10 protein-coding genes are annotated in these 7,407 nt (G+C 69.8%); 3 read left to right on the top strand and 7 right to left on the bottom strand.

Annotated elements, in window-relative coordinates:
- The 3 genes from OEY_RS0123970 to OEY_RS0123960 form a co-directional block, all read right to left on the bottom strand.
- The coding region (locus OEY_RS0123970) for a carotenoid oxygenase family protein (protein ID WP_010596291.1) at positions 1 to 824 on the bottom strand (824 nt) is incomplete at its 3' end.
- A gap of 10 nt (positions 825 to 834) precedes the next feature.
- A complete protein-coding gene (locus OEY_RS0123965) occupies positions 835 to 2,061 on the bottom strand; it encodes an acetyl-CoA acetyltransferase (RefSeq protein WP_083847050.1) in 1,227 nt (408 codons plus the stop codon).
- A gap of 130 nt (positions 2,062 to 2,191) precedes the next feature.
- Positions 2,192 to 2,986 carry an LLM class F420-dependent oxidoreductase gene (locus OEY_RS0123960; RefSeq protein ID WP_010596289.1) on the bottom strand — a complete coding sequence of 265 codons (795 nt, stop codon included), beginning with the start codon at positions 2,984 to 2,986 and terminating at the stop codon, positions 2,192 to 2,194.
- 92 nt (positions 2,987 to 3,078) lie between these two features.
- Between OEY_RS0123960 and OEY_RS0123955 the strand changes: the two genes are divergently transcribed.
- Positions 3,079 to 3,555: a nitroreductase family deazaflavin-dependent oxidoreductase gene (locus OEY_RS0123955; protein ID WP_010596288.1), complete on the top strand. Its 477-nt coding sequence runs from the start codon at positions 3,079 to 3,081 to the stop codon at positions 3,553 to 3,555.
- A 6-nt stretch (positions 3,556 to 3,561) separates the two neighbouring features.
- Here the strand turns inward: OEY_RS0123955 and OEY_RS0123950 are convergent, their stop codons facing one another.
- On the bottom strand, positions 3,562 to 4,200 hold the full coding sequence (locus OEY_RS0123950; protein ID WP_010596287.1) for a TetR/AcrR family transcriptional regulator: 639 nt from the start codon (positions 4,198 to 4,200) through the stop codon (positions 3,562 to 3,564).
- 181 nt (positions 4,201 to 4,381) lie between these two features.
- On the opposite strand from OEY_RS0123950, the gene OEY_RS0123945 reads away from it, so the two are divergent.
- Both OEY_RS0123945 and OEY_RS0123940 read left to right on the top strand, forming a co-directional pair.
- Positions 4,382 to 5,554 (top strand): acyl-CoA dehydrogenase family protein, encoded by a 1,173-nt coding sequence (locus OEY_RS0123945; RefSeq protein WP_010596286.1) that lies wholly within the window; start codon positions 4,382 to 4,384, stop codon positions 5,552 to 5,554.
- 9 nt (positions 5,555 to 5,563) lie between these two features.
- A complete protein-coding gene (locus OEY_RS0123940) occupies positions 5,564 to 6,700 on the top strand; it encodes an acyl-CoA dehydrogenase family protein (protein ID WP_010596285.1) in 1,137 nt (378 codons plus the stop codon).
- A gap of 10 nt (positions 6,701 to 6,710) precedes the next feature.
- On the opposite strand, the gene OEY_RS0123935 is transcribed toward OEY_RS0123940, so the two are convergent.
- From OEY_RS0123935 to OEY_RS29035, 3 genes are all read right to left on the bottom strand, one after another.
- Positions 6,711 to 7,004 carry a gas vesicle protein K gene (locus OEY_RS0123935; protein WP_003934962.1) on the bottom strand — a complete coding sequence of 98 codons (294 nt, stop codon included), beginning with the start codon at positions 7,002 to 7,004 and terminating at the stop codon, positions 6,711 to 6,713.
- Positions 6,997 to 7,233 (bottom strand): gas vesicle protein, encoded by a 237-nt coding sequence (locus tag OEY_RS0123930; protein WP_010596284.1) that lies wholly within the window; start codon positions 7,231 to 7,233, stop codon positions 6,997 to 6,999. The genes OEY_RS0123935 and OEY_RS0123930 overlap by 8 nt, the downstream gene beginning before the upstream one ends.
- Positions 7,230 to 7,407: GvpL/GvpF family gas vesicle protein (locus OEY_RS29035; RefSeq protein ID WP_010596283.1), on the bottom strand; the 178-nt coding region annotated here is incomplete at its 5' end. The genes OEY_RS0123930 and OEY_RS29035, both read right to left, overlap by 4 nt.

The following is a 7,407-nucleotide window of genomic DNA, read 5'->3' as shown; positions in this document are numbered from 1 at the left end:
GGGGGCCGCATCGGCAGGTCGGGGTGGTAGCGCGGCACGTACTTGCCGTGCGCGAGGGCCTCCGGGATCCAGAACAGGGGACAGTCGTTGAGGATCGCGTAGTTCTCGGTGAATGCCATGTCGTGAGGCAGGCGCGGGCCGGGCAGGGGGATGTCGACGTAGTGCGCCAGCCGGTCCTCGGCGTCGACCACGCCGTAGTGCAGGTACGGGGCGTCGGTGCCGTAGTTGAAGAACAGCAACTCGCCGGTGCGGGCGTCGGCCTTCGGATGGGCGGAAACGCCCCAGTCGGAGGGGAATCGGCCGTCCCACGTCGCCTTGCCCAGGGTCTCGAGGGTGGTCGGGTCGAGGCGGTAGAGGTCCCCGCACTGCCAGAAACTGGTCAGGGCGACGCCGCGATGCACGGTGACGTCCGTGCTGGAGGCGTCCTTCATGTGGCCGCGGGCGCCCCAGCCGTCCCGGCGGATCGAGTTCTGGGGCCGTTCGGCGATGCCCGCCCACAGCGGGCCGCCGGCCTCCTGCTCGGCCAGGAAACCGTCGGTCCTCACGAATCTGTTTCGGTAGAAGGCCTTTCCGTCCCGGAAGCCGACGACGTGCACCATGCCGTCACCGTCGAACGGATGGTAGAGACCTTCGAGTGCGGGGTGCGCCGGGTTCTCGGTGTTACGCAGGTACACGCCGTCCAGGTCGGCCGGCAGGTCGCCGACCACCTCGAGGTCGTCGGCGCGACGCTCGGTGTGCTGCGGACGCCACGGACCGGTGCGGTACGGGTGGTCGTCGTCCGCGGGCAGGGTGGACAGCGCCCGTCCCAGGATCTCGAGTTCCATGGAAGTCCTTTCAGCCGACGACGAAAGCGACCGTGGTGGTGGTACTTCCGCCGATATTCAGGGTCGCGGCTCGGGCGGCGCCGGGCACCTGGTAGTCGCCGGCGCGCCCGGTGATCTGGCGGTGGCAGTCGAGCAGCATCCGGACTCCGGTGGCGCCGACCGGATGCCCGCCGCCGAGAAGCCCGCCGCTGGGGTTCACGGGGATGCGGCCACCGATCTCGAGGTCGCCGTTCTCGATCGCCTGCCAGCTCCGGCCGGGGGCGGTGATCCCGAAGTGGTCGACGGCCAGGTATTCGCCGACCGTGAAGCAGTCGTGGGTTTCGATCAGGTCGAGGTCGCGGACGCCGCCGATGCCGCTCCGCTCGAACGCGTCGACGATCGTGGCGCGCACGTGCGGCATGACGAGGGGATCGTCGTCGTCGCGGGTGAGTTTGCCGGACAAGGACAGTCCGACCGTGCGGTGGCCCCAGCCGAGGATGCGGGTCATGTCGTCGACGGTGCGGGGGTGCCGGCTCAGATAGCGGTTGCTCAGCAGCACCACGCCTGCGGCCCCGTCCGTCAACGGACTGCAGTCGGTCCTGCGGAGGCGTCCTTCGACCACCGGATTGGCGGTGTCGTCCGGGCCGAAGCTCCCGGGTCCGTAGGTCCGGTTGCGGGTCTGCGCATTCGGATTGGCGCGCGCGTTGCGGATGTTCAGTTCCGCGATCGCCCGCAGGTGCTCGTCGTCGAGGCCGTAGCGGCGGTCGTACTCGTCGGCGATCCTGTCGAACATGTACGGCCACATGTACTTCGCCTCGGCACCTTCCTGTCCGACCCAGGCCGCGGCGTCCATGACCCGGGTGCCGGCGTCGCCGGGGACGCACCGTTCGAGTTCGACGCCGAGCACGAGGGCACAGTCGTAGCGCCCGGCCTCGAGATCGGCCGTCGCGGCGAGCACGGCGAGTGAGCCGGATGCGCAGGCCCCCTCGTGCCGGGTGGCCGGGATCCCCCACAGTTCGGGCAGCACGGAGGCCGGCATGCCGCCGAGGTGTCCCTGACCGGTGTAGAGCGGTCCGAAGGCGTTGCCGACGTGGATCACCCCGACGTCGGCGGCGTCGATGCGGGCGTCGTGCAGCGTTTCCGTCACCGTCTCGGCGACGAGGTCCGCAAGGTTCCGATTTTCCCTGGTCAGGTTCCGCGCGAAGTCGGATTGGTATCCACCGGCGATCCACACGCCCGCAGGGTTCACGCCGCTCACCGCCTGGGTTCGACCGTCCGTGGTTTCAACTACAGTAAACAGAGTGACTGGTTCGGCGCAACGGTGGGCTCGCGGGTAGCCGGGAACCCTGCACTCCGGTTGCCGCGTCCCCGGCGGCCCGAGCCCGCTGTCAGGCCAGGCCGGAGAGCGGCGGCGCGGAGTTCTCGTCCCGCCACCCGATCGCCTCGACGAGGTCCGTCAGGTCGTAGTCGGGTCCGCTCACTCCCACGGTGAACAGGGTGACGCCGGCCTCGACCAGCGGGGCCGCGTTCCCGGTACCGCGCCACGGCACGGACCGTTCGATCTGGTTCGGCGAACGGCCGACGTCGGCGCAGCGCGCGGCGAGGATCCCGGCCTTCTCCCTGTGGGTGTCGAGGTCGCCGAAGCTGTGCCAGATGTCGGCGTACTGCGCCACCAGGGGGATGGTCTTGCGGGGTCCGCCGCCGCCGATGAGCAGCGGGATGTGCCGGGTCGGCTGGGGGTTGAGCTTCGCGAGCCGCGCGGTGATCCGGGGCAGGTATTCGCCGAGCAGATTCAGCCGGGAACCCTTGGTGCCGAAGTCGTAGCCGTACTCGTCGTAGTCCTTCTCGAACCAGCCGGCGCCGATGCCGAGGATGAGCCGGCCGCCGCTGATGTGGTCGACGGTGCGGGCCATGTCGGCGAGCAGATCGGGATTGCGGTAGCCGCCGCCGGTGACGAGCGCCCCGATCTCGACGCGCTCGGTCTGTTCCGCCCAGGCCCCGAGCATCGTCCAGCATTCGAAGTGGGCGCCGTCCGGGTCCCCGGAGAGGGGATAGAAGTGGTCCCAGTTGAAGACGATGTCGGCGCCCGCGTCCTCGGCGCGGAGCACGGTGTCGCGGATCTTCCCGTAGTCGGGCTGGTGCTGGGGCTGGAGTTGGAGACCGATGCGTATGGGACGGTGCATGGGTCAACGGTAGGGCCGTCGCGCGGGTCTCGCAGCCGATCCGCGGCCGCGTTCCGGTGGTGCGGCCGACGGCTCGGGCGCACAGTGAAGGAATGCGCCTCACCGAACCTGCCGCACCACCGACCGGGCTGCGCCGCCGATTCCTGCGTGCTCCGATCCACCTCTACCGGATCGGGCTGGGGCGAGTGCTGGGTCGCAGATTCCTGCTGCTGCACCATGTCGGCCGGCGCAGCGGCGTGCCCCGGCAGACGGTGCTCGAGGTGGTGAACCACGAGGACACGTCCGGCGGATTCGTCGTGGCCGTCGGCTTCGGGAAGCAGACCGATTGGTACCGCAACCTGCGGGCGCACCCCGCGGCGCGGATCGAGTCGGGGCGCGAGAAGCTGGCGGTCACCGCCGAGTTCCTGCCGCCCGACGACGCCGCGGAGTTCATGGCGCGGTACGGGCGCCGGCACCCGAAGGTTGCGCCGCGGTTGTGCGCGGCGATGGGGTTCGAGGTCGACGGCAGCGAGGCCGACTATCGGGCGGCGGGCCGGCAGCTGCGGTTCGTGCGGTTGCGCCGTACCTGAGACCGCTCAGCGGTCCGCGCCGGTGAGGCTCGCGAACCGCTGTGCCAGGCCCTGCAGGAACGACTCGAGCGCCAGCTCGAATCCGTCGCGGTCGATCTCGTCCGCATGTTCGCGCAGCCGGTGTGCCTGGGACAGATGCGGATAGCGTTCCCGGTAGATGGTGAGATCGTCCAGGAAGCCCCCGGAGAACGAGGCGATGGCCGAGCCGACGACGAGGTACTTGATCGACGCGCCGATCAGGGTTGCGGTGCGCGGGGGCCAGCCGCAACGGGTGAGACCGCCGTGCACGGCATTGGCGTGGTCGAGGGCGAGCTCTCGCCGGCCGGGGCTGCGTGCGAGGAAGGGGACGAGGTTCGGGTGCTCGGCGAGGGCGGCGCGGTAGGACCTCGCCCAGCGCCGCAGCGCGTCGAGCCAGTCGTCGGTGTCGAACCCGCCGACGTCGACGGACTCCCCGATCCGGTCGGCGATGTCGTCGAGCAGTTCGTCCTTGTTCGCGTAGTGGCTGTAGAGCGACGGGGCGCGGACGCCGAGCTCCGCGGCGATCTTGCGCATGGACAGTTCGTCGAGGCCGTGCTCGTCGACGAGGCGCAGCGCGGTCTCGCGGATGAGCGGGCGGCTGAGAAGCGGGGTGCGGGGCCGGGCCATCGATGCTCCCTCCTCGTCGGATCCGGGACCTGGACAACCTAACACTGTCAGGTTACAGTCGGGGAGTAGGCAGCACCAGAGCGAACCACCCCCTCGTCCCGGCGAATCAGGTAGCGCGGCGCGGGGATCGGTCGTCGCCGGTGTTGCGCTCGCACAGGCACAACCGTGATGGAAGGCCCCCATGAACCTGAAGCTCACCGACGAAGAGCTCGCGTTCCGCGACGAACTGCGCACGTTCTTCACCACCGAGTTCCCCGCCGAGATCCGCGAGAAAGTCGTGGCCGGCCGGCACCTGGAACGCGACGAGGTCGTCCGGAGCCAGCAGATCCTCAACGCCAAGGGATTGGCGGTGCCGAACTGGCCGGTCGAGTGGGGTGGCAAGGACTGGACCCCCGTCCAGCGCCACATCTGGCTCGACGAGATGCAGCTCGCCTCCGTGCCCGATCCGCTGCCGTTCAACGCATCCATGATCGGACCCGTGATCGCGCACTTCGGGTCGCAGGAGCTCAAGGAGCGCTTCCTGCCCGCCACCGCGAACCTCGACATCTGGTGGTGTCAGGGATTCTCGGAGCCCGAGGCCGGCTCCGACCTCGCTTCCCTCAAGACCCGCGCCGTGCGCGACGGCGACGACTACATCGTCAACGGCCAGAAGACGTGGACCACCCTCGCCCAGCACGCCGACTGGATCTTCTGCCTGGTGCGCACCGACCCGGATGCGCCGAAGAAGCAGGCCGGCATCTCGATGCTGCTCATCGACATGAACACCCCCGGCCTGACCGTCCGTCCGATCAAGCTCGTCGACGGCAGCTACGAGGTCAACGAGGTCTTCTTCGAGAACGTGCGCGTCCCCGCCGAGAACCTGGTCGGCGAGGAGAACGCGGGCTGGAGCTACGCGAAGTTCCTGCTCGGCAACGAACGCACCGGTATCGCCCGCGTCGGGGCCACCAAGGTCCGGCTCGCCCGCGCCAAGCAGCTCGCCGCACAGACCCGTGCCGGATCCGGCACCTTGCTCGACGATCCGCCGTTCGCCGCGCGCCTCGCCGAGATCGAGAACGAGCTCCTCACACTCGAACTCACCCAGCTGCGGGTGGTCGCCGGTTCCGCCGACGGCAAGCCCAATCCGGCGTCGTCGCTGCTCAAGCTGCGCGGCTCGGAGCTGCAGCAGGCGGTCACCGAACTGCTCACCGACATCGCCGGACCCGACTCGCTGCCGGTCGGCGCGGAGGGTATCGACTCGCCGGAGTGGGCGCAGCGCACCGCCCCGACCTACCTGAACTACCGCAAGGTGTCCATCTACGGCGGATCGAGCGAGGTGCAGCGCTCGATCATTGCCTCCTCGATCCTCGGATTGTGAGCCACTGTCATGAACTTCGAACTCGATACCGAACAGGACCTGCTCCGCAAGACGGTCCGGGACGTGCTCTCGGGCACCTACGACACCGAGACCCGTAACAAGGTCGCCGATACCGACCGCGGCTGGAGCACCGACGTGTGGCGCCAGCTCGCCGAGCTCGGCGTGCTCGGCCTGCCGTTCGCCGAGGAGCACGGCGGAATGGGTGCCGGACCGGTGGAGATCATGGCCGTGATGGGCGAGATCGGCCGGGCACTGGCCCCCGAACCGCTCCTGAACGCGGTGTTCCTGCCGGGCGGCCTCGTCGCCGAGGTCGGCACCGACGCGCAGCGCACGGACCTCCTGCCGCGCCTCTCGGAGGGCGCGCTGTTGCTCGCGTTCGCCCACGACGAGCCGGGCAGCCGCTGGCCGGCAGTCGAGGTCGCCACGAGCGCCGCCCACAGCGGCGGCGGCTGGACCCTGACCGGCCGCAAGAACCCTGTGCTGCACGGGGACTGCGCCGAGACGTTCGTGGTCTCGGCGCGGCTGCCGGAGGGTGGGGTCGGGCTGTTCCTCGTCGACGCCGACGCGGCCGGCGTCACCCGCACCCCGTACCGCACCCACGACGAGCGCCGCGCCGCGCAGCTCGTCCTCGACTCGGCGGCCGCCGTGCCGCTCGGTGAGGCCGCGGACGTCACCGCGGCGATCACCGCCGCCCAGGTGCGGGCGCAGGCCGCGCTGTGCGCGGAGGCCGTCGGTGCGCTGTCCGAGACGCTCCGCCTGACCACCGATTACCTGAAGCAGCGCAAGCAGTTCGGCGCCCCCCTCGCCCGTTTCCAGGCGCTGACCCATCGAGCGGCCGACATGTACGTCCTGCTCGAACTGGCGTCGAGCATGAGCCTGTACGCCACCATGGCCCTCGCCGACGGCATCGTCGACCCGACGATCGCGTCGCGGGCGAAGCTGCAGGTGGGCCGGTCGGCCCGGAAGCTCGGGCAGGAGGCGATCCAGATGCACGGCGGTATCGGGATCACCGCCGAATACCCGGTGGGCCACTACGTGAGCCGGCTGACCGCGATCGAGCACACGCTCGGCACCATGGAGGACCACGTGCGGGTGCTTGCCGGGTCCGTCGCGGACTACGACCGCATCGAGGTCGCCGGCATGTGACGACACGGGCTCACTCCCGGGGCAGCAGCGTCCCCAGCGGTCCGAGGTCGATGTTGAGATCCTCGGGGGTGAGCCCGAAGTGGTCGCGCAACTCCCCCATGCGCTCCTCGAGCAGCATGAGGGTGGTGCCGATGCGCTCGATCTGCTCGTCGCTCAGGTCGCCCTCGTCCACGCGCCGCAACGCCTGCCGTTCCATCAGTTGCCGCAGCAACTCCACGAGGGTGAGCACGAGCGTGACCAGTCCGCGCTCGACCGACTCGGGATCGGCGTCGATACGCGGTGGGATGCCCTCGAATTCAGTCATCGACCGGAGGCTCCAGGGCGTCCCGCGGGACGGGTGGCTCGATCGCCGTGACCGACAGCGTGCTGACGGAGGAGATGAGCGCCCGCAGCGAGATCTGCACCATGTCGACGTCCGCGATCGAAAGCTTGATGTCGCCCGTGATGACGACGCCGCCGGCGAGCACCCGGTCCAGCAGATCGATCAGGGCGATGCGACGCTCGCCGTCCACGGAGGGGTCGACGTGCTTCATGCCGTGTCCCGTTCGACGCCGGCGAACGAATACGGCGGCCACGGCCCGGTCAGCTCGAGCCGGATCCCGCGATACTCCTTGCGGAGTTCCTCGACGGCCCTCGCGAACTCGTCCGCGCGGTCGTCGTCCACCAGATAGGTGCCGTTGAGCACCATCCAGTCCCGGCGGCCGCTC

It is taken from the genome of Rhodococcus sp. P14 (assembly GCF_000256505.1).
In the GTDB taxonomy this organism is placed as follows: domain Bacteria; phylum Actinomycetota; class Actinomycetes; order Mycobacteriales; family Mycobacteriaceae; genus Rhodococcus; species Rhodococcus ruber.
The sequence above is the reverse complement of the archived record's forward strand: the minus strand, read 5'-3'. Positions and strand labels throughout refer to the sequence as shown.

Coding starts and splice junctions, on each gene's coding strand:
- OEY_RS0123960 (WP_010596289.1), bottom strand. CDS start 2,986: ATGCACCGTCCCATACGCATCGGTCTCCAACTCCAGCCCCAGCACCAG.
- OEY_RS0123955 (WP_010596288.1), top strand. CDS start 3,079: ATGCGCCTCACCGAACCTGCCGCACCACCGACCGGGCTGCGCCGCCGA.
- OEY_RS0123950 (WP_010596287.1), bottom strand. CDS start 4,200: ATGGCCCGGCCCCGCACCCCGCTTCTCAGCCGCCCGCTCATCCGCGAG.
- OEY_RS0123945 (WP_010596286.1), top strand. CDS start 4,382: ATGAACCTGAAGCTCACCGACGAAGAGCTCGCGTTCCGCGACGAACTG.
- OEY_RS0123940 (WP_010596285.1), top strand. CDS start 5,564: ATGAACTTCGAACTCGATACCGAACAGGACCTGCTCCGCAAGACGGTC.
- OEY_RS0123935 (WP_003934962.1), bottom strand. CDS start 7,004: ATGACTGAATTCGAGGGCATCCCACCGCGTATCGACGCCGATCCCGAG.
- OEY_RS0123930 (WP_010596284.1), bottom strand. CDS start 7,233: ATGAAGCACGTCGACCCCTCCGTGGACGGCGAGCGTCGCATCGCCCTG.